General features: G+C 66.1%; 22 protein-coding genes. 11 read left to right on the forward strand and 11 right to left on the reverse strand.

The window, feature by feature from the left end; all coding sequences use genetic code 11:
* Positions 1 to 112 precede the first annotated feature (112 nt).
* From Hhyl2_RS05715 to dinB, 4 genes are all read left to right on the forward strand, one after another.
* Entirely contained in the window at positions 113 to 385 is a 273-nt protein-coding gene (locus Hhyl2_RS05715) for a MarR family transcriptional regulator (protein WP_483549767.1), read from the forward strand.
* Positions 386 to 462: 77 nt separating this feature from the next.
* Positions 463 to 831, forward strand: coding sequence for a hypothetical protein (locus tag Hhyl2_RS05720; RefSeq protein WP_483549768.1), 369 nt, complete (start codon positions 463 to 465; stop codon positions 829 to 831).
* A gap of 209 nt (positions 832 to 1,040) precedes the next feature.
* Entirely contained in the window at positions 1,041 to 1,556 is a 516-nt protein-coding gene (locus Hhyl2_RS05725; RefSeq protein WP_483549769.1) for a hypothetical protein, read from the forward strand.
* 44 nt (positions 1,557 to 1,600) lie between these two features.
* On the forward strand, positions 1,601 to 2,875 hold the full coding sequence (gene dinB / locus Hhyl2_RS05730; protein ID WP_483549770.1) for a DNA polymerase IV: 1,275 nt from the start codon (positions 1,601 to 1,603) through the stop codon (positions 2,873 to 2,875).
* A 1-nt stretch (position 2,876) separates the two neighbouring features.
* Here the strand turns inward: dinB and Hhyl2_RS05735 are convergent, their stop codons facing one another.
* On the reverse strand, positions 2,877 to 3,224 hold the full coding sequence (locus Hhyl2_RS05735; RefSeq protein WP_483549771.1) for a hypothetical protein: 348 nt from the start codon (positions 3,222 to 3,224) through the stop codon (positions 2,877 to 2,879).
* A 130-nt stretch (positions 3,225 to 3,354) separates the two neighbouring features.
* Between Hhyl2_RS05735 and Hhyl2_RS05740 the strand changes: the two genes are divergently transcribed.
* Positions 3,355 to 5,133: an ATP-binding protein gene (locus Hhyl2_RS05740; protein ID WP_483549772.1), complete on the forward strand. Its 1,779-nt coding sequence runs from the start codon at positions 3,355 to 3,357 to the stop codon at positions 5,131 to 5,133.
* Positions 5,134 to 5,147: 14 nt separating this feature from the next.
* Here Hhyl2_RS05740 and tpiA read toward each other — a convergent pair whose 3' ends face one another.
* Positions 5,148 to 5,795: a triose-phosphate isomerase gene (tpiA, locus tag Hhyl2_RS05745; RefSeq protein WP_483549773.1), complete on the reverse strand. Its 648-nt coding sequence runs from the start codon at positions 5,793 to 5,795 to the stop codon at positions 5,148 to 5,150.
* Positions 5,796 to 5,898: 103 nt separating this feature from the next.
* Here tpiA and Hhyl2_RS05750 point away from each other — a divergent pair, with 103 nt between their 5' ends.
* Complete coding sequence (locus Hhyl2_RS05750) at positions 5,899 to 6,462, forward strand: response regulator (RefSeq protein WP_483549774.1); 564 nt, start codon at positions 5,899 to 5,901, stop codon at positions 6,460 to 6,462.
* On the opposite strand, the gene Hhyl2_RS05755 is transcribed toward Hhyl2_RS05750, so the two are convergent.
* The 7 genes from Hhyl2_RS05755 to Hhyl2_RS05785 all read right to left on the reverse strand — a co-directional run bounded on the left by Hhyl2_RS05755 (position 6,459) and on the right by Hhyl2_RS05785 (position 10,754).
* Positions 6,459 to 6,992: a multiprotein bridging factor aMBF1 gene (locus Hhyl2_RS05755; RefSeq protein WP_483549775.1), complete on the reverse strand. Its 534-nt coding sequence runs from the start codon at positions 6,990 to 6,992 to the stop codon at positions 6,459 to 6,461. The two genes, Hhyl2_RS05750 and Hhyl2_RS05755, sit on opposite strands and share 4 nt — an antisense overlap.
* A gap of 49 nt (positions 6,993 to 7,041) precedes the next feature.
* Positions 7,042 to 7,650: a CDP-alcohol phosphatidyltransferase family protein gene (locus Hhyl2_RS05760; protein ID WP_483549776.1), complete on the reverse strand. Its 609-nt coding sequence runs from the start codon at positions 7,648 to 7,650 to the stop codon at positions 7,042 to 7,044.
* Entirely contained in the window at positions 7,647 to 8,153 is a 507-nt protein-coding gene (locus tag Hhyl2_RS05765) for an adenylate kinase family protein (RefSeq protein ID WP_483549777.1), read from the reverse strand. The genes Hhyl2_RS05760 and Hhyl2_RS05765 overlap by 4 nt, the downstream gene beginning before the upstream one ends.
* On the reverse strand, positions 8,150 to 9,232 hold the full coding sequence (hisC, locus tag Hhyl2_RS05770; protein ID WP_483549778.1) for a histidinol-phosphate transaminase: 1,083 nt from the start codon (positions 9,230 to 9,232) through the stop codon (positions 8,150 to 8,152). The genes Hhyl2_RS05765 and hisC overlap by 4 nt, the downstream gene beginning before the upstream one ends.
* Positions 9,233 to 9,298: 66 nt before the next feature.
* Complete coding sequence (locus tag Hhyl2_RS05775) at positions 9,299 to 9,505, reverse strand: HVO_0649 family zinc finger protein (protein ID WP_483549779.1); 207 nt, start codon at positions 9,503 to 9,505, stop codon at positions 9,299 to 9,301.
* Between the two features lie 43 nt (positions 9,506 to 9,548).
* A complete protein-coding gene (locus Hhyl2_RS05780) occupies positions 9,549 to 10,385 on the reverse strand; it encodes an NAD-dependent epimerase/dehydratase family protein (protein WP_483549780.1) in 837 nt (278 codons plus the stop codon).
* A 39-nt stretch (positions 10,386 to 10,424) separates the two neighbouring features.
* Positions 10,425 to 10,754, reverse strand: a complete 330-nt coding sequence (locus Hhyl2_RS05785; RefSeq protein ID WP_483549781.1) for a hypothetical protein — start codon at positions 10,752 to 10,754, stop codon at positions 10,425 to 10,427.
* Between the two features lie 330 nt (positions 10,755 to 11,084).
* Here Hhyl2_RS05785 and Hhyl2_RS05790 point away from each other — a divergent pair, with 330 nt between their 5' ends.
* Together Hhyl2_RS05790 and Hhyl2_RS05795 are read left to right on the forward strand one after the other, a co-directional pair.
* Entirely contained in the window at positions 11,085 to 11,774 is a 690-nt protein-coding gene (locus Hhyl2_RS05790; protein WP_483549782.1) for a chemotaxis protein CheC, read from the forward strand.
* Between the two features lie 58 nt (positions 11,775 to 11,832).
* On the forward strand, positions 11,833 to 12,288 hold the full coding sequence (locus tag Hhyl2_RS05795) for a transporter (protein ID WP_483549783.1): 456 nt from the start codon (positions 11,833 to 11,835) through the stop codon (positions 12,286 to 12,288).
* Here Hhyl2_RS05795 and Hhyl2_RS05800 read toward each other — a convergent pair.
* Positions 12,285 to 13,916, reverse strand: a complete 1,632-nt coding sequence (locus Hhyl2_RS05800; protein ID WP_483549784.1) for a GMC family oxidoreductase — start codon at positions 13,914 to 13,916, stop codon at positions 12,285 to 12,287. The two genes, Hhyl2_RS05795 and Hhyl2_RS05800, sit on opposite strands and share 4 nt — an antisense overlap.
* A 125-nt stretch (positions 13,917 to 14,041) precedes the next feature.
* Entirely contained in the window at positions 14,042 to 14,815 is a 774-nt protein-coding gene (locus Hhyl2_RS05805; protein WP_483549785.1) for a fumarylacetoacetate hydrolase family protein, read from the reverse strand.
* A gap of 186 nt (positions 14,816 to 15,001) precedes the next feature.
* On the opposite strand from Hhyl2_RS05805, the gene Hhyl2_RS05810 reads away from it, so the two are divergent.
* Genes Hhyl2_RS05810 through surE form a run of 3 tightly spaced genes read left to right on the forward strand, consistent with a single transcriptional unit; the run spans position 15,002 to position 17,965 of the window.
* Positions 15,002 to 15,733 (forward strand): prephenate dehydrogenase/arogenate dehydrogenase family protein, encoded by a 732-nt coding sequence (locus Hhyl2_RS05810; protein WP_483549786.1) that lies wholly within the window; start codon positions 15,002 to 15,004, stop codon positions 15,731 to 15,733.
* Positions 15,730 to 17,130 carry a small ribosomal subunit Rsm22 family protein gene (locus Hhyl2_RS05815; protein ID WP_483549787.1) on the forward strand — a complete coding sequence of 467 codons (1,401 nt, stop codon included), beginning with the start codon at positions 15,730 to 15,732 and terminating at the stop codon, positions 17,128 to 17,130. Before Hhyl2_RS05810 ends, Hhyl2_RS05815 begins: the two co-directional genes overlap by 4 nt.
* Before the next feature lie 43 nt (positions 17,131 to 17,173).
* Complete coding sequence (surE, locus tag Hhyl2_RS05820; protein ID WP_483549788.1) at positions 17,174 to 17,965, forward strand: 5'/3'-nucleotidase SurE; 792 nt, start codon at positions 17,174 to 17,176, stop codon at positions 17,963 to 17,965.
* The last annotated feature ends 21 nt before the right edge of the window (positions 17,966 to 17,986 follow it).

Genomic DNA, 17,986 nt, shown 5'->3' on the forward strand with positions numbered 1-17,986 from the left:
GACCCGAACAACTTAGTTCCACCTCACGAGTTCGTACTCCCTAACTGACGACACTATCATATTCTGTAACTGACCGAACAGGATTTAAGTCAGTGTCCGTAATGACAGATGAATGTATACTAAAGTGGACTGGATGAAAGCAGCAGACCAGTCCATCCTCACGGTTCTGGGCCCGCCGAAGCCACTCGAACTGACGCCCAGTAACATCGCGCGCAACGCAGGGTTCAGCCGTGGATACACGAGCGGCCGCCTCAACGAACTCTGTGAGCGTGGGCTGGTCACCGTCGACGAGTCGGGCGGGTCACACCCGTACTACAGCATCACGGAGCGGGGTATCGACGTTCTCAACGCCCAGATTCCACCCGAAGAACTCAGTGACGAGTGAGCACGGTGTTCGAGCCGCCGTCGTCTCCTTACCAGTTAGGTAACGAAGGCACTAGCCGGTAGGGTGTCGAAACAGGTATGGAAGTCTCCCAAGCCAGTTACGATGTCACAGCAGACACCACGCGGAACACGCTCTATCTCGACCTGCACGGGCTGGTAGACCAGGGGACCGCCGAACGACTGGCGGTCGAAGCGATCACCTCGGCGCGGTCGCTTGAAGACGACTTCGCGGTCGTCACTAACGTTTCCAGAGTCGCCGAGCGGTCGAGCGAGGGCCTGGAACCGATACGACGGGCGAGAGACGAGCTAGCGACGATGGGGAGTTCCGCGATGGTCAGCGTCCTCGACTCCGCCGACGCTGTCGACCCTACCAGCGGCGACCACGACGTAGCGACGGTCACGTCGATGAAAGCGGCGGAGTCGTACGTCACGGACGCCGACGCGTAGTGGCGGTGGTGTGTTCCGGAGTAGCAAGGTTGAAGTACGGTCGTGGTATATGGTAGCATGGAGCAGCACGACTCCCGGCGGGAACGACCGCCGTATACATCCGGGATTGGCATCGGCGGCCAACCGATAGCCGGCGGGGTTCGGCCACTCCGCCGGCGACTTCACTATTATAGTTGCCCACTCGGTAGCTACTGCTATCTGCTCACAGAATGACTGTTCTGTCCGCTGTCGTCCGTGTCGGTGACCGCCCACCCATCGGTGACGGGATGGTGCCCCAGGTCGAGGCCCACCTGTACGGGAACGGCCTGGCCCGGTTCGTCGCGTTTCACGTCGCCGAGGGCCCGGAACTGGACCGGATCCCTGGGGCGTACGCACCGGATTTTTCGGCCGCTCCGGCCTATCCGGTCACCGACCTGTTGCTCGCACTGCCGGCGACGCGGGCGCTCTCGTCGGTTGGGCAACGGCTCGATACGCTCTCGACGAAGGCCGAGGCGAACTACGGGCAGTCGTTCGAGGCGATGGTGTTCACCACGGACGTCGAGTGGGGCAGCGACGGCTACGGACGACTGTTCGAAGCCCGCAGTCAACTGGAGGCCCACCCCTTCGAGGGGATCGTGAGCATCACGTTGCTCGACGCTGCCACGGCGACCCAGCGGAACGCACTCCGGACCAACCTCGACCGCATCGACGGGACGACTCGCGTTTTTACTGTAGTCGAGGAGTGACCGACAGCGACATCGACTTTGGGAACCGTGTCGTACGACCAGCCATGGACGGTCAGCGACTCCCCGGAACGAGCCGTCGGGAACGGGTGGTCGCACACGTCGACATGGACTGTTTCTACGCGGCCTGCGAGCGACGCCGCGAGCCAGCACTGGCTGGTGAACCGCTGGTCGTCGGCATGGGCTTCGAACCGGGCGAGACGCACGGCGCGGTCGCGACGGCGAGCTACGAGGCCCGCGACTACGGGGTGGAGTCGGCGATGCCCATCTCCGAGGCGCTGGAGCGGTTGCCGCGCAAGGTCGATGCCGCCCGTGACCCGGAACTGGACGTCGAGGAAGCCGGGTTCTACCGGTCGGTCGACCTGGACTACTATCAATCGGTCGGCGCGACGGTCAAGGAGGTACTCCACGACACGGCCGAGACCGTCCGGGAGGTCAGCGTCGACGAGGCCTATCTCGACGTCACCGACAGCGTCGACTGGGACGAAGCGGGGGGCTGGGCGCGCGACCTGAAACACCGTATCGAGGAGTCGGTCGGCGTCGTCGCCAGCGTCGGTCTCGCGCCGACGATGAGCGCCGCCAAGGTGGCCAGCGACCACGACAAGCCCGACGGCCTCGTCGTGATCGAACCCGGTGAAGTCCGTGAGTTCTTCGACCCGCTCCCGGTCGAGGACGTCCACGGCGTCGGCCCAGTCACCGCCCGAGAGCTCGCGGCGATGGGCATCGAGACCGCAGGGGACCTCGCGGCGGCCGACCCCGAACGACTATCCACTGAGTTCGGGGAGCGTGGCCGCGAGATCCGTCGGTTCGCCCGCGGGGACGACGACCGTGACGTAACCCCGAAGGGGGATCCAAAGAGCCTCTCGCGTGAGTCGGCGTTCACCGAGGCGACCGAGGACAGCGAGACCGTCCGCCGCCGGGTTCAGACACTCGCCGAGGCCGTCGCGGATCGGGCCGACCACCGGGACGCTCGCTACCAGACCATCGGTATCAAGGTCGTGACACCGCCCTACGACGTGCACACGAGAGCTCATTCGCTCCCAGGGCCGGTCGCCGACGCCGACCTCGTCGAGTCCGTCGCGCTGGACCTGCTGGCCGAGTTCGACGACGCGGCCGTCCGGAAGGTCGGCGTGCGCGTCTCGAATCTGGACTTCTCGGCCGGCCAGCAGGCGAGTCTCGACGGCTTCGATGGGAGCGGAGAGACGGACAGCGAGACTGGCGAGCACAGACTGTCTGACGACCAGGCCAGCCTCGTCGCGTTCGAGGCGCCTCGGGAACCGGACCACATCGAGGGCCAGACCACTCTCGACGACTTCCGCTGAGCTACGAGAGGCCGTGTTCCAGATTCTCCAGGAGTTTGCCGACGAACAGCCCCCCACGGGGCGAGAGCGTCTCGTCTTCCGGGACGACTGTCGGATGTGCTTCGAGTGTCTGGACGAACTGCTCGCTGTGTGTCATCGCGTTGAGGATGTCGACTACGTCGACGACGAGCCCCTCGTCGGACGTGTCGACGGTCGGGAACTGCTCTCTGTACGCTTCGGAGTACTGGATCGTCCAGGCAGGTCCGCCGACGGCGTCGAGGACGTCGTCCAGTGGCGCGATCTCGATGCGCCCCTCGGCCGTCCCGACGTAGACCACCCCGTCCTCGACGACCGTCGCGTATCGTGCCATCGATTACCAGACTATCTGGAAAAATGGAGCGCCAGCACATTAGGGGTTTCTCCGTTCGGCCCGGTCAGCGGACGACAGACACCTGTCTGACGGATAGTTATGGGGTGTGCGTGTCTTCACCACTGTAAGAATGGCAGAGACCGAACAGATAACCGTCGCCGATACGAGCGCCGGCACTGGCGGCAACGCGGATCCGGGCCGACCCGTGAATCTGCCCGTCGTCGAACTGCTGACCGGTCGGGGGTTTATCACCGGCAAGAGCGGCAGCGGGAAGAGCAACTCGGCAAGCGTCATCGCCGAGAAGCTACTCGACAACGGCTTCGGGTTGCTCATCGTCGACATCGACGGCGAGTACTACGGGCTCAAAGAGGAGTACGAGATCCTCCACGTCGGCGGCGACGAGGAGTGTGACATCCAGGTCACGGAGGACCACGCGGGCAAGATCGCCTCGCTGGCACTGGAACAGAACGTCCCCATCATCCTGGATATCTCGTCGTTCCTGGACGAGGAAGAGGCCGAGTCGCTGCTGACAGAGGTCGCGAAGCAGCTGTTCGCCAAGGCGAAAAAGCAGAAACAGCCGTTTCTCATGCTCGTCGAGGAGTGCCACGAGTGGATGCCCGAGAAGGGGTCGATGGGCGAGGTCGGGAAGATGCTCATCAAGATCGGGAAGCGGGGCCGGAAACACGGCCTGGGTATCGTCGGCATCAGCCAGCGGCCGGCCGACGTCAAGAAAGATTACATCACCCAGTGTGACTGGCTCGTCTGGCACCGCCTGACCTGGAACAACGACACGAAGGTCGTCGGGCGCATCCTCGACACCAACTACGCCGACGCCGTCGAGGACCTGGGCGACGGCGAGGCGTTCCTGATGACCGACTGGGCCGAGTCGGTCCACCGCGTCCAGTTCCACCGCAAGCAGACCTTCGACGCCGGCGCGACACCGGGGCTGGACGACTTCGAGCGGCCCGAACTGAAATCCGTCAGCGAGGACCTGGTCTCCGAACTGGAGACCATCAGCGACGAGAAGCAGGCCACCGAGAACCGTATCCAGGAACTCCGCGAGGAACTGGACAAGAAGAACTCACGCATCGCGGAACTCGAACGCGAACTCCAGGACGCCAGGGACCTCTCGCGGATGGCCGAGCAGTTCACCGAGGCGCTGGTCGACCACGTCGACGACTACAACCCCGGCCGGACCGCCAAGGAGGAGGAACGACAGCGTCGCGAGCGGTTCGCCGAGCAGTCCGACGAAGGGGCGGGGCCGACCCAGGACGACTCCGCCGAACCCGACACCGCCGACGCAGGCGCCTCCGGTGGCGGCTTCGGCGACGACTTCGGCGACTTCGCACCCGAGGAAGGGATGGACTCCGGACCAGCGGACGGGTTCGCACCACCCGAGGACGGCACCGCAGACGCGGCGACGAACGGCCACGACACCGGCGACGACGCCGAGGCGGCCTTCGCGGCGGCGATGGCGTCGGTCGACGCTGGCGGTGGATCGTCGGAGAGTGGCGGGACGACGACCGAAGGCGGGACGGCAACCGCCTCGACACCACAGCCTATCGACCCCATCGACGGGTCCGTCCCGGACGCGGTGGCCGACATCGCCGCCGACGTGGCGGATCTGGAGAGCAAGACCCGCCGGATGCTGGCCTTCTACACCGAACAGGGGCCGGGAACGCCCCTGAACGCACACTTCTCGGCGGGCGGTTCGGGCGACCGGACGGCGGCGTACGCCCGGAACCGGACGCTGCGGCTCCGCGGACTGATCGAACACGTCGGCCGGGGCTCCTACGACGTGCGACTGCCGGCGCTCATCGAGGAGGAGACAGCCGCCAACATCGACGAGAGCGAACTGCAGACCTACGCCGACCGCATCGAACAGCAGGTCCTCGACAGCGACGACTGACGGTGTCGCGGGCCTCAGACAAGCGGCTCGACGAGGTCTTCGAGGGCTGCACGCGGATCGTCTGCTTTTGCGACACCACTGGCCAGCAACACGCCGGTCGCACCGAGGTCGCTCGCCGAGACCAGGTCCTCGCCGGTCGAGATACCGGCGCCACAGAGAACGTCGACGTCCCCGTCGACCCGGGAGGCGGCGTCGACCGCACCGGTGACGATATCGGGGTCCGCCTTGCTCACTGGCGTCCCGGTCCCGATGAGTTCCGGCGGTTCGACGGCGACGGCGTCCGGACCGAGTGCGGCGGCCGCACCGATCTGTGCCGGGTTGTTCGCACAGACGATGGTCTCCAGATCGTTCCGGTCGGCAGCGTCCAGCGAGCCGTCGATGTCGGCGAGCTTGAGCCGGTTCTCCGAGTGGTTCAGCAGCGTCCCGACCGCACCCGCGTCGGCGACGGCCTCCGCCAGCGTACTCCCGGTGTGGCTGCCGTGGTCGACCGGGCTGACGTGCTGGGCCCAGGTCTCGGCGCCGGTCTCGACGACCGATTCGATGTGGGCCGCTTGCGGAGCGACGGCGATCCGGACGCCGGAGTCGTCGGAGACGTCGGCGGCTGCTGTCGCTACCTCGATCGGGTCACACGGATACGCCTTCAGGTTGACGAGTACGAACATACGACTATCCCCTCGGCGAGCAGGCAAATAGGTTGTGCGGTATCCACTACCAGACGAAAGCTGGGGTATTAAGACGACCCACACCGTCACCAAAAACCGAACCGTGAACCGTGGAGATGGGGGCACACCGACGGTCTTGATCGTCGAAGACGAACAGCATCTTGCAGACCTCTATACGGACTATCTAGCGACTGCCGATTACGACGTACTGACCGCATACGGTGGCGAAGAAGCCCTCGAACTGATCGACCGTGAGCCTGATATCGTCCTGTTGGACCGTCGGATGCCGGTCGTCTCCGGGAACGAGGTCCTCGCAGAGATCGAAGAGAGTCCCGTCCAGTGCCGGATCGCGATGGTGACAGCGGTGAACCCCGACTTCGAGATCATCGACATGGGCGTCGACGACTACATCGTCAAACCCGTCACCCGCGAGGAACTCGTCGATGTCGTCCAGCGGCTGGAGAAGATCGCCGACTACAACGACCAGATGCGAGCGCTGACGACGAAGAAGCTCAAGCGTAACGTGTTGCAACTGGAAAAGACCGAATCGGAACTCCGGGAGAGCGATCAGTACCACCGGCTACAGGCCGAGATCGAAGAGATCGAAGCGAGCGTCGACTCGCTTGCCGACGAACTCGACGTCGAAGAAGAAGACCTCCGTCTCTAGTCCTTCCGCTCGACGACGTCCCCGAGTGTATAGCTACCCGAACTGTTGCCGCTGGACCACTCGGTCTCCTCCGTGCTCCCACCTTCGCTCAGCGAGATCTCTAGTTCCCGTTCCAGTTTCTTCTGTATCTTGTCGGTGGGCAGCGTATCGCCACGTTCGAGTTTCCGGATGAGGCTCGCCTTCTCGTTGAGTTTGCGCGCCAGATCCTCCTGGCTCATCCCGCTGGCCTCGCGTGCCTGGCGGATTCGCTGGTCGTAGTCCTGCGCGACCTCGTCCATCTCGTCGAACATGTCCCGCCGGCGGCTGCCACCCGATCCACCAGAACTCGACGAACTTCCTGTCGACGACGAGGACGATCCGCTCTTCCCGCTCGACGACGTCGAGTACTTCGTCGATGTCGACGAGGAGTCCTCTGTCGTGACCTCCGTGCCGAAGTCGGTACACTCGTCACAGACGTCGAGTTCAGCACCCTCGATCTTGACGCGGTTCGGAGACGAGACCTCCTTGCCGCACATCTCGCACTGGACCATACTGCCGGGTTGGAGAGGGGAGGGTATAAATGGTGTGCCGGCGGCCGACCTAGTCCAGCGCCCGCATCGAGTGGTAGAACCGCTGGACGGCGGTCAGATGGCCCACGAGGGCAAAGAGTACGAGTAGCCAGCCGACGAGCGAGAGGTCGGCGACCTGTGGCTGGACGAAAGCGGCGACGCCCGTCACGAGTCCGACCAGCGCGAGTCTGTCTGCCCGACCTAGTAGACCGCCGTAGACTCGGTCGAGGCCGACAGCCTGGGCCTGCGTGCCGAGATACGAGGTCATGAGGACGCCAGTGACGGCGGCGATTCCGAGCGCCCAGCGGTCGATACCGGCCGCCAGGCCGACGATGATGGCGATATCGGCGTACCGGTCGAGGACGTGGTCGAGCAGGTCCCCACCGGACGATGCGACGTCGAGTTCGCGGGCGAGCGCACCGTCGACGAGGTCGAGCCAGCCGTTACAGAAGACCAGGAACGCACCCGCGAGATACAACAGCGGGGTCCGCGTCGCGACTGCATAGACACCGCCGGCGCCGACCGCCAGCAGGAACGCGATGACGCTCACACCGTTGGGTGAGAGGCCGGTCATCCGTGCGGCGCTGACGAACGGGCCAAGCGCTCTGTCGGCCAGCGGGCGGAACCTGTCCAGTGTCATAGCCAGTCGATGTAGGAGACGGTCCCGGCACTCGGTTCCCGGTCCCCACGGACGACGGCCTCGATGGCGTCGGCCACTGCGTCAGGGTCGGTCTCGGTCGTGACGATCTCGTAGACGTTCTCCGTCCCGTGGCGGTCGACGGCCTCCGAGAGGATAACGTCCAGCGCCTCCGATTCGGCGTTCTCCGCTGCTTTGGCCTCTTCGTCACCTCGCTCGCGCAGGCGGTCCGCGACCGTCTCGGGGTGGGCCCGCAGGACGACGACCCTGTCCGCGTCGAAGTGGTGTGCCAGGTGTGACTCGAAGACGACGTCGTCGCGGCCGTCGAGCCAGTCGGCGACGGCGTCCATGTCGGCGACGACGCTGCCCCGTTCCTCGTCGACGCCGGTCGAGAACCCCTCCGACTTGACGACGTTGTTGAGATGAATCACGTCGAGATCGGTGTCCAGACGCTCCGTCACCGTCGTCTTCCCCGTTCCGGGGGTTCCGGTGACCGCGACTCTCACGCCTCGGTCACCTCGAGTATCTCGTTGAGCGTCGAGACGGCACGGCGCGTATCCTCGCGGGTCCCACAGGTGATACGGACACACTCGGGGAGGCCAAAGGAGGAGCAGTCACGGAGGATGACGCCCTGCTCCTGGGCCGCGTCGGTGACCGCGGCGGCGTCACCGACTTCGGCGAGGACGAAGTTGCCAGCGCTCTCCCAGGTATCGGCGGCGAGTTCGTCGTACAGATATTCGCGCGCCCAGGCGGCCGTCTCGACGGACTGGTCGACGTGCTCGTCGTCGTCCATGGCGGCCAAGGCAGCCCGACAGGCCAGTTCGCTCGCCGAGAAGGGCGTGTTGATCCGGGCGTAGGCGTCGGCCCATTCTTCGGGGACGAGCGCGTAGCCGATGCGGACGCCGGCCAGTCCGTAGGCCTTCGAGAAGGTCCGCAGGATGGCGACGTCGTCCCGTTCGTCCAGCAGCGGTCGCTTGCTCGGCCGGTCCGAGAACTCCCCGTAGGCCTCGTCGACGACGACGAGCGTCTGTTCGTCGGTCGATTCGGCGATCTCCCGGACCGCGTCGGTCGTGAACTCCGCACCGGTCGGGTTGTGCGGACTCGTCAGGTAGACGATGCGCTCCCCGTCGTAGTCTTTCAGGACCGTCTCGGCCGTCTGGGCGAAGTCCTCGGCTTTCGAGATGGTATACTCGGCGACGGTGCCGTGGTGGTACCGCGCACTCATCGAGTAGTAGGCGAATCCCGGGTCAGGCGTCAGGACCCGCTGGCCGGGGTCGAGCATCGCACGGGCGAGACAGTCCAGTGCGCCGTCCCCACCGTTGCCAAGCCAGACCTGTTCGGTGTCACAGTCCCACTGCTCGGCAATCCTCGCCACCAGGTCCGCATGCGAGGCCTTGGGGTACGAGTGCATCCCTGCGGCCGACTCCTCGATGGCCTCGACGGCGGCAGGACTCGGCCCGAACATGTTCTCGTTCGAGGCGAGTTTCACGAGGGACTCGGGGTCCAGCCCCAGTTCGCGGGCGACTTCCTCGATACCGCGGCCCGCCCGGTAGACCGTATGCGACGAGAGATCGCGTGGCTCCATGGGTGTGCCAAGCGGGTGGGGCGGCTTAAGAGTGACCACCTGTGTTTGCGAGCAAAAGCCCCGTCCTCAGCCCAGAATCGAGAAGGTGTGTTCGCGTTCCGCTCCACAGCTGGGACAGGTGTGTCGGTAGACGATCTTCCCGCCGTTGGTCCGGCTATCCCAGTTGCCGGCCTCGTCGACGTAGCCACACTCCGGGCACTTCTTTTTCGTCCCCTCGTAGCGGTCCTGGATGCGTGCGAGCGGCGAAGAGCCGCCCCTGCGGTGTGTTGCCATAGACCATTATTATCCGTTCGTGTAAATAAATCTTGACGTCCGGTCACTCCGGTGGCCCGTCCCACTCCTCACCGTTGTCCTGTGGCTCGTACCCGATGGTCTCGCGGGCGTACGCAAGATCGTCGAGCCACCGGCGGTCGTTGCCGCTCACGCCGTAGAAGTGGTCCCACTCGACGGACTCGTCTGTCAGACAGCACTCGACCATCTGTGCCAAATCCCGGCGAGACTGCCAGAGCCCCTTCATCCGGGCCGCCTGCTCCTCGTAGGGATCGCTGCCGCGCTCCCAGCGCCCCTCCTCGACGCCGCGTTCGGCGTCGCCGTAGGGGTGGTCGTACGGCTCGTCTCGGACGGCCCCGATACGGAGCCCGTAGAACCGGATGCCGTGGGCCTCCGCAGCGAGGCGGCCGAGGTCCTCGCCGTAGCTCTTGGTGAGGCCGTATCGCGAGTCGGGGCGGTGTGGCTCGTCGTGACCGGCGCTGATTCCCTTGTCGTGATAGACGTCCGGCGCGTTCCGGGCCTCGACCATCCCGACGGCGTGGTTCGAGGAGGCGAAGACGATGCTGTCGAGGCCGGCGTCGACGGCAGCATCGTAGACGTTGTGGATGCCTTCGAGGTTGTCGGCCTGTGGTGTCGACCACGAGATTTCGCGGGAGTCCGGCCCGCCAGTTCCGGGTGTGAGTGCGAGGTGGACTACGGCGTCCTGTCCGTCGAAGTGTTGGCGTATCTCGTCGTACTCCCGGACGTCGGCGACGACCGTCTCGTGTGGGCGGTCAGCATCTGCGACGTCGAGGAGAGTGAACGAGAACCGGTCGTCGTCGCCGAGGTGGTCGGTGATCGCCGTCCCCACAGTACCGTGGGCACCGGTAACGAGAATGTCCATACCGGCGTAGCGGCCGGCGGCGGGTTAGTCCTTCCCCCGTTACTCCAGTGGCAACGCGTCGATGTCGATCTCGAAGTGAAGCGTCCCGTCGATCACTTCACGGTTGACCGGGACACGTTTGCCGACGAGTTCGTCGACCTGGTCGGGTGCCAGCCCGTAGGCGTCCAGAAAGCGCTTCAGATCGCAGTTCGCGCCCCAGACGGGCGGCCGTTTGAACCGCTGTTCGAGCGTCGCCCCGCCGGGCAGTTGCATGGTGAGGACGACCTCGTGGCCCTCCTCGGTGACGTCGGTGATCTCCACCGTGTCGAGGTTCCCGTTCGTCCGGACCCGCGCGAGCGCGTCGGCGGTGTTGTCGATGTCGCCTGTCATACCCGACTCTGGCGATGCCGGAGGTGAAAACCTTTCACATGACGGCAGGGACCCGCCGAGACGGATAGCGAGAACTCGATGTGGCGTGACAAACCTCTCCAGAGGAGCTAACTCGGGCACTCCGCCAATAGAACGCGTAGCTGAATTCGCACATCGCATGCTTCAGTTAACGTGGTGGACCCAGAAACCGCTCGCGCCAGCCCCGCCGGACCCGCACCGCGAGGCCATCAGAGCAAGATGTGTCCTGGGTCTCGAACACGTCCCCGCGACACCGGCGTCCACCGCAGACCACCGAAAATGGTAACATACGGCAAGATGTGTAGTAGGCTAATGCCACTTCTGATCGACATCCGGAAGCTCTCGCTGATCACCGAACTGATCAAGGAGGGCGCCGAACAGGTCGCTTCGTCGCTGGGGACACTCGCCGGGGTCGACGCCGTCGTCGAGATCAAGAGCCTCTCGTTCGTCCAGCCCGAGGACATCGTCGCCGAACTGGGGACTGGCGAGATCTACAGCGCCCGGGTCCGGTTGACCGAACCACCGTACGGCGTGTTCCTGATGTCGTTCTCCACCGAGACAGCGGCGGAGATCGCCGGCCTGATGACCGGGACCGAGGTCGACGGGGAGTTCACCCAGCTCCAGCGATCGGCGATCCAGGAGATGTGCAACATCCTGACCTCGGGGTTCATCGACGGCACAGCGAACACGCTGGAGACGACTATCGACATCGGGACGCCGACGGTCGAACAGGACGAGGCCAGCGTCATCGCGGAGGACGCGCTCTCACACGTCCGCCGGGACTCGCTGACCATCGTCCTGGACTCGCTGGTCGACATCAAAGAGACCGACGTCGCCTTCTCGCTGCACATCTTCCTCGTCCCGGACCCGGGCTCGTTCGTCCATCTGATCGACCAGCTCGACCGGGACGTCGAGAGTGGTGGGGTCGTCGGTGCCGACAGGGCCGACGTGGAGGAACTGGACATGTCCGCCGAGGTCGACGTGTTCACCGAGGACGGCTGACCGGTCGGAACGGGCTGGAAAGCAAGACGTTGAAGGCGGTCCCGGCCAACCACCGGGCATGAGCACTGTCGATGCCGCCATCTTCGGGGCCCACCTCGTCTTCGCGGGCCTCTGGTCGGGGAGCGTGTTGTTCACAGCCTACGCCGTCTTGCCGGTCGCGATGAACGGGGACGCACGGGCGGGCGCACTCTCGACGCTGACGAGCAAACTCCAGACCGTCTCCCGTGCCAGTGCACTGTTCTTGCTGCTGACCGGCGGCCACATGGCAGCGGCGCGGTACACCACGGAGTCACTGACCGGGACCGGACGTGGCCACCTCGTCCTGACGATGGTCGCGCTGTGGTTCCTGCTGGCCGGCCTCGTCGAAGTCGGGACCGCGAAGCTCTCCAGCGGGTTCGACCAGCAGAAGGTCCGTTCGCCGGCCCACGAGGCACGCCCGTTCATCCTCGGGGCCGCCGTCGTCGCCGTCCTGTTGCTCGTCAACGCTGGCGCCATCCTCGGGCTGTACTACTAGAGCCGTTCGTCGACGTGGTCGGCACATTTCAGCGCCAGCGCGGCGATGGTCAGCGTCGGGTTCAGTGAGCCGGCGGTGACGAACACCGACGACGACGCGATCGAGAGGTTCTCGACGTCGTGGGTCCGCAGTGTCGGTGAAACGACGCTCGCCTCGGGGTCGGTCCCCATCCGGGTCGTCCCCATGTGGTGGTATGCGGGGCCGGTCGATTCGGGGCCGACGGTGCTGCCGATGTCGGCCCCCAGTTCGGAGAGGATCGCCCGCTGGAGTTCGTTCGCGCGTTCGAGCGACGCCTCGACACGGTCGCCCAGCGACCACACGACGTTGGGGACCGGGTTGCCGTGGTCGTCCGTTCGGGTCGTATCGAGCGTGACACGGTTCTCCTTGCGCGGGGGCTGACCGACCAGGCCACCCAGTGCGATGTGGGTCCCGTAGGCCGCTCTGAGGTCGTCCAGAAGTTCGTCGCCCCACGTCTGGCTATCCAGCGCGAGTTCTACGGGCGAGGGACCCGCGTAGTTGAGGAACTCCAGTTTGATCGGCGAGAGCGTCTCGTCGGTGGCCGGCACCACCGTCTCGCCGGTGTCGACGCGCTCGACCGATTGCGCGGGGTCGTCGTAGAACTGGTGGCACTCGCTCGTGATGAACCCGACGTGGTTCTGGCGGGTCTCCCGGTCGAGGATCCCGTCCGCGCCGGCGAAGAGGTGCTCCATGAAGTAGTGCCCGACCAGTCCCGAGGAATTAGCCAGCCCGCCAAGGTGGTCAGACGAGGCCGAGAGCAACAGGAGACGGGGGATCTCGACGCCCCCCGCGGCGAGGACGAACTCGCGGGCTTGCTGGCGGTGTTCGGTCCCGTCGGGCGCCGCGTAGACGGCCGCGGTGACCCGCCCCTCGCCGTCGGTCTCCAGTCGCTGGACGGGCACGCGGTCGAGCACTCGGGCGCCCTGTGTCTCGGCGTCGCGGATGTGGACGCTGGCGTCGTACTTCGCGCCGGAGGGACAGACCGGTTGGCAGGTCCCGTAGCCGACACACTGGCTCCGCTCGTCGTACGTCTCGGAGTTGCGAGCGTTGGGGACCGAGTGCATGTCGATGCCCAGCGACTCGCAGGCTTCGGCGAACAGCGAGTCACTGTACGACGGCGGGAACCCCGGCATCGGATACGGCGACTCCCTGGGTGGGGCGAACGGATTGTCGGCGTCACCGGCGACACCCATCGCCCGCTCGGCGTCGGCGTAGTAGGGCCGGAGGTCGTCGTAGCTGATCGGCCAGGCGGGATCGTCGTTGTCGTGACCCCCGTCGAAATCCGTCGGGTGGAGCCGCATCACCATCCCCTGCCAGTGGAGTGTCGACCCGCCGATCCCCTTCACTCTGGAGATGTTCAGCGGATAGTGACGCTCGCCGTCGGAACTGTACGCGTCGCGTGGCCCACCCATCTCCCAGACGTCCCGGTCGTCTCCCGGCCGGATGGCTCGCTCCATCCGTTCGGTGCGCGTCTCGAAATCGAACCGTGGGCCGGCCTCCAGGACGACGACGTCGTAGCCGTCGCTCGCGAGTCGACTGGCGACGAGTGCGCCCGCCGGGCCGGCACCGACGACACAGACGTCCGCTCGCACGGACGGCTCGCGGTCCATCTCGGCGGGGATTAGGCAACCCTAAACTTAGGCATTGCTATCGTCGTGCGGAATAGTGTAATCTGCCTGTCGTATCGTCGATGCACAATCGGACGAGCAACGAGACAGAGCGACGACAGTCCGGCTCAGGGGATCTTTACGGAGTGTTTCAGCGTTCCGATACCTTCGATCTCGATCTCGACGTCGTCACCGTCCGAGAGCGGCCCGACGCCCTCCGGAGTCCCCGTGGCGATGACGTCCCCCGGTTCCAGCGTCATGTATTCGGTGATCTCCGCGATGAGTTCCGGGATCGAGAAGATGAGATGGTCCCGCGAGGACGACTGACGGGTCTCGCCGTTGACACGGCACTCGATGGTGGCGTCGTCGGGGACGTGTTCGGGCGTCGCGACCAGAGGGCCGATGGGGCAGGCGTTGTCGAAGGCCTTGCCCCGGACCCAGTTTTGCTCTTTCTCCTGGTCGTCACGGTTCGAGATGTCGTTTACGCAGGTGTAGCCCGCGATAACGTCCATCGCGCCCGATTCGGAGACGTTCTTGCACTGCTCGCCGATGACGACCCCGAGTTCGGCCTCGTGGTCGATCCGCTCTTTCCCCGAGGGGAGCGTGAGGGTGTTACCGTGCGAGGCGATGGAGTTGGGTGCTTTCAGGAACAGCATCGGTCGGTCCGGCAGGTCCTGTTGCATCTCCTCGGCGTGGTCGGCGTAGTTCCGGCCGATACAGACCACCTTCGTCGGTTCACAGGGCGGGAGGATGTCGACCTCGTCGGGGTCGTAGGTCTCGTCCCCGAAGGCGATACGGCCGTACGGGCCGGCGGCGGCGGTGACGACAGGCTCACCGTCCTGGACGGTCCACCGACCGCCACGGACGTTCCCCGCGGAGTCACGGAATCGAACGCGCTTCATGGCTCTCACCTCGCCCGGACCACGGATAAGCGTTTAGGAGCGAGCACGGGAGAGACGACCCACCGCCGTCCCTTGATTTCGACGGTCGTCTACGGCCCTATCGTCAGGTGGGGAATCGGCCTGCTGTCGACCCTCGCCGATGGGTGACCGAACGCCTTTTGAGACGGGGCGGGCTACGCCCGTTCGATGAACGTTCTCGTCGTCGGTGCGGGCGCGATGGGGCGGTGGGTCGCCGGTGTCCTCCGGGACCACGCCGACGCCAGCCTCGCCTTCACCGACACGGACCGGAGTGCCGCCGAGGCCGCCGCCGGGGCCGTCGGTGGCCGGGCGGTCGATACCGACACCGACGAGCGATTCGACGTGATCTGTCTGGCCGTGCCGATGCCCGTCGCAAGGGCCGCTATCGAGGAGTATGGGCCGCTTTCGACCGGCGCCGTCGTCGACGTCACCGGGAGCATGGCCGAACCACTCGCCGCGATGCGGGCGGCCGCTCCGGACGTCGAACGGATGAGCCTCCACCCGCTGTTCGCGCCGGCCAACGCGCCCGGGAACGTCGCTGTCGTCACCGACGCCGGCGGGCCGACGGTCGATCGGGTCTGGACGGCGATCGACGCGGCCGGGAACACGCTCTTCCAGACGACCGCCGAGGACCACGACCGGGCGATGGAGACGGTCCAGGCCGCCGCTCACACCGCCGTGCTGGCGTTCGCGCTGGCGGCCGACGACGTCCACGAGATGTTCCACACGCCGATCTCGGCGGGACTGACCGACCTCGTCGAGAGCGTCACCGGCGGCGACCCGCACGTCTACGCCGACATCCAGCGGGCCTTCGACGGGGCCGACGACGTGGCCGACGCCGCGCGCCGACTGGCCGACGCCGACCCCGAAGAGTTCGCCGCGATCTACGAGGAGCTATGAACGCCGACACACGCAGGCAGATCCGCGAGAACGCCCAGTACCTCCGGAACGTCCGCCCGCTCGACCCCGAGGAGATCCAGGAGTACGTCGAGGGCCAACCACACCCGGCCGTCGTCAGACAGGTCCTCCGGGAGGAGTCGTTCGATCTGGCAATCGTCGAGCAGTCCGACGGGACCTTCGTCCCGGCCCCGGAGGAACCGCTTTCGGTCCCGTTCCACGGTGTCGAGTCGTTCCCGGCGCCCTACGCCCGGGCCGTCGAGGACCTGCTCGTCGAGGAGTTCGGGCCGAACTGGCACGACGGCGACAGCGGCGACAGACTCCGGGACCGAATCAGCGACGTCAAAGAGCGGTACCTCCACGGGGCCGACGTCGAGTACGACACGCTGACGGCGCTTGGCTACGCCATCTATCACCTCCCGGACTACTACGCGACGGCACAGTATCTGCTTGCCGACCTCGCCAGGGATGGCCTACTGCCGTCACGGCTCCGGGTCCTCGACGTCGGCGCCGGCGTCGGCGGCCCGGCACTCGGCCTGCTGGACCTGCTGCCCGACGACGCCCTGCTGGACTACCACGCCGTCGAGCCCAGTGCTGCCGCCGACGTCCTGGAACACCTCCTCGAATCGCGCCCGCCACACGTCCAGGCGACGGTCCACCGGGAGCGAGCGGAGAACTTCGACCCCGACGAGTCGGTCGACCTGATCCTGTTCGGGAACGTCCTCAGCGAACTGGACGATCCAGCGGCGACGGTCGAGCGGTACCTGGAGTTCCTGGCCGACGACGGCACGATGCTGGCCATCGCCCCGGCGGACCGCAACACTGCCACGGACCTCCGGACTGTCGAGCGGGCGGTCGCCGACGACGGCCCCGCGACCGTGTACGCCCCGACGGTCCGCCTCTGGCCACACCAGCGCCCCACCGGGGAGTGCTGGTCGTTCGACCGCAAGCCCGACATCGAGGTCCCCGAGATCCAGCGCCGTCTGGACGACACCGGCGGCGGGACCGGCGAGTTCGTCAACGTCGACGTCCAGTACGCCTACAGCGTCCTCCGCCTGGACGGCCGCCGGGCCATCGAGTTGACGCCCGACCGGGGCGTCCACGCGCCGATGGCCGACGCGGAACAGTACGTCACCGACCGGGTGAACCTGCTCGCGATCAAACTGAGCCACGACCTCTCGGATGGCGAGGGCAATCCGCTGTTCCTGCTGGGCGACGGCAGCGAGGCGACCGACCACTTCGCGGTCAGGACCGATCCCACGATGCTCAACGTCGACCTCGTCGAGGCCGACTACGGCGACCTGCTCTCGATACAGAACGCGCTCGTCCTCTGGAACGACGACGAAGCGGCCTACAACGTCGTCGTCGACGGCGAAGCGGTCGTGGACCGGGCCCGATAGGGCGGAGCGGTGGGCTTTTCTCGCGGACGGCCGGACAGGCGGTATGGACGACCCGGCCATCCTGTTGACGAACGACGACGGTATCGACAGCGTCGGCCTGACGACGCTGTACGAGGGGCTCTCGACGGTCGGTGACGTCACCGTCGTGGCGCCGGCCGAGGACCAGAGCGCGGTCGGCCGCGCCATCTCTCACGAGGTCGAGGTCCGCGAGCACGACCTCGGCTACGAAGTCGAGGGGACGCCCACGGACTGTGTCGTGGCTGGACTGGAGGCACTGGTGCCCGAAACGGACCTCGTCGTCGCCGGGTGCAACCGCGGCGCCAACCTGGGATCGTACGTCCTGGGCCGCTCCGGGACGGTCAGCGCCGCCGTCGAGGCCACGTTCTTCGATGTCCCGGCGATAGCCGTCTCGATGTACATCCCGGTCCGCGAGGATGCCGCCTTCTCCGATATCGAGGCCAACGGTGACAGCTACGGCGAGGCTGTCCGGGCGACGACCTACCTCGCCGACCACGCGCTGGGTGCCGGCGTCTTCGAGCAGTGTGACTACCTGAACGTCAACGCCCCCGTCGCCGAGTGGGGGCCGGCCGATATCGAGATCACACGCCCCTCGCACCTCTACGAGATGGACGCCGTCCACGAGGGTGGCGCCGTGACGCTCCACGACCGTATCTGGGAGCACATGGCCGAGGGCGACATCCCCGACCCCGAGGGAACGGACCGCCGAGCGGTCGTCGACGGAAAGGTCAGTGTCTCGCCGCTGACCGCCCCACACACGACCGAACACCACGAGGCGCTTGATGCACTGGCCGAGACGTACGACCCGAGCTCCTGACTCGCCGACACGTTCAATATT

Source organism: Haloarcula sp. H-hyl2, from assembly GCF_056934385.1.

What these genes read in the sequence shown, in the direction of transcription:
- Hhyl2_RS05715 (WP_483549767.1), top strand. Translation starts at nt 113, where the DNA reads ATGTATACTAAAGTGGACTGGATGAAAGCAGCAGACCAGTCCATCCTC.
- Hhyl2_RS05720 (WP_483549768.1), top strand. Translation starts at nt 463, where the DNA reads ATGGAAGTCTCCCAAGCCAGTTACGATGTCACAGCAGACACCACGCGG.
- Hhyl2_RS05725 (WP_483549769.1), top strand. Translation starts at nt 1,041, where the DNA reads ATGACTGTTCTGTCCGCTGTCGTCCGTGTCGGTGACCGCCCACCCATC.
- dinB (WP_483549770.1), top strand. Translation starts at nt 1,601, where the DNA reads ATGGACGGTCAGCGACTCCCCGGAACGAGCCGTCGGGAACGGGTGGTC.
- Hhyl2_RS05735 (WP_483549771.1), bottom strand. Translation starts at nt 3,224, where the DNA reads ATGGCACGATACGCGACGGTCGTCGAGGACGGGGTGGTCTACGTCGGG.
- Hhyl2_RS05740 (WP_483549772.1), top strand. Translation starts at nt 3,355, where the DNA reads ATGGCAGAGACCGAACAGATAACCGTCGCCGATACGAGCGCCGGCACT.
- tpiA (WP_483549773.1), bottom strand. Translation starts at nt 5,795, where the DNA reads ATGTTCGTACTCGTCAACCTGAAGGCGTATCCGTGTGACCCGATCGAG.
- Hhyl2_RS05755 (WP_483549775.1), bottom strand. Translation starts at nt 6,992, where the DNA reads ATGGTCCAGTGCGAGATGTGCGGCAAGGAGGTCTCGTCTCCGAACCGC.
- Hhyl2_RS05760 (WP_483549776.1), bottom strand. Translation starts at nt 7,650, where the DNA reads ATGACACTGGACAGGTTCCGCCCGCTGGCCGACAGAGCGCTTGGCCCG.
- hisC (WP_483549778.1), bottom strand. Translation starts at nt 9,232, where the DNA reads ATGGAGCCACGCGATCTCTCGTCGCATACGGTCTACCGGGCGGGCCGC.
- Hhyl2_RS05775 (WP_483549779.1), bottom strand. Translation starts at nt 9,505, where the DNA reads ATGGCAACACACCGCAGGGGCGGCTCTTCGCCGCTCGCACGCATCCAG.
- Hhyl2_RS05780 (WP_483549780.1), bottom strand. Translation starts at nt 10,385, where the DNA reads ATGGACATTCTCGTTACCGGTGCCCACGGTACTGTGGGGACGGCGATC.
- Hhyl2_RS05785 (WP_483549781.1), bottom strand. Translation starts at nt 10,754, where the DNA reads ATGACAGGCGACATCGACAACACCGCCGACGCGCTCGCGCGGGTCCGG.
- Hhyl2_RS05790 (WP_483549782.1), top strand. Translation starts at nt 11,085, where the DNA reads ATGCCACTTCTGATCGACATCCGGAAGCTCTCGCTGATCACCGAACTG.
- Hhyl2_RS05795 (WP_483549783.1), top strand. Translation starts at nt 11,833, where the DNA reads ATGAGCACTGTCGATGCCGCCATCTTCGGGGCCCACCTCGTCTTCGCG.
- Hhyl2_RS05800 (WP_483549784.1), bottom strand. Translation starts at nt 13,916, where the DNA reads ATGGACCGCGAGCCGTCCGTGCGAGCGGACGTCTGTGTCGTCGGTGCC.
- Hhyl2_RS05805 (WP_483549785.1), bottom strand. Translation starts at nt 14,815, where the DNA reads ATGAAGCGCGTTCGATTCCGTGACTCCGCGGGGAACGTCCGTGGCGGT.
- Hhyl2_RS05810 (WP_483549786.1), top strand. Translation starts at nt 15,002, where the DNA reads ATGAACGTTCTCGTCGTCGGTGCGGGCGCGATGGGGCGGTGGGTCGCC.
- Hhyl2_RS05815 (WP_483549787.1), top strand. Translation starts at nt 15,730, where the DNA reads ATGAACGCCGACACACGCAGGCAGATCCGCGAGAACGCCCAGTACCTC.
- surE (WP_483549788.1), top strand. Translation starts at nt 17,174, where the DNA reads ATGGACGACCCGGCCATCCTGTTGACGAACGACGACGGTATCGACAGC.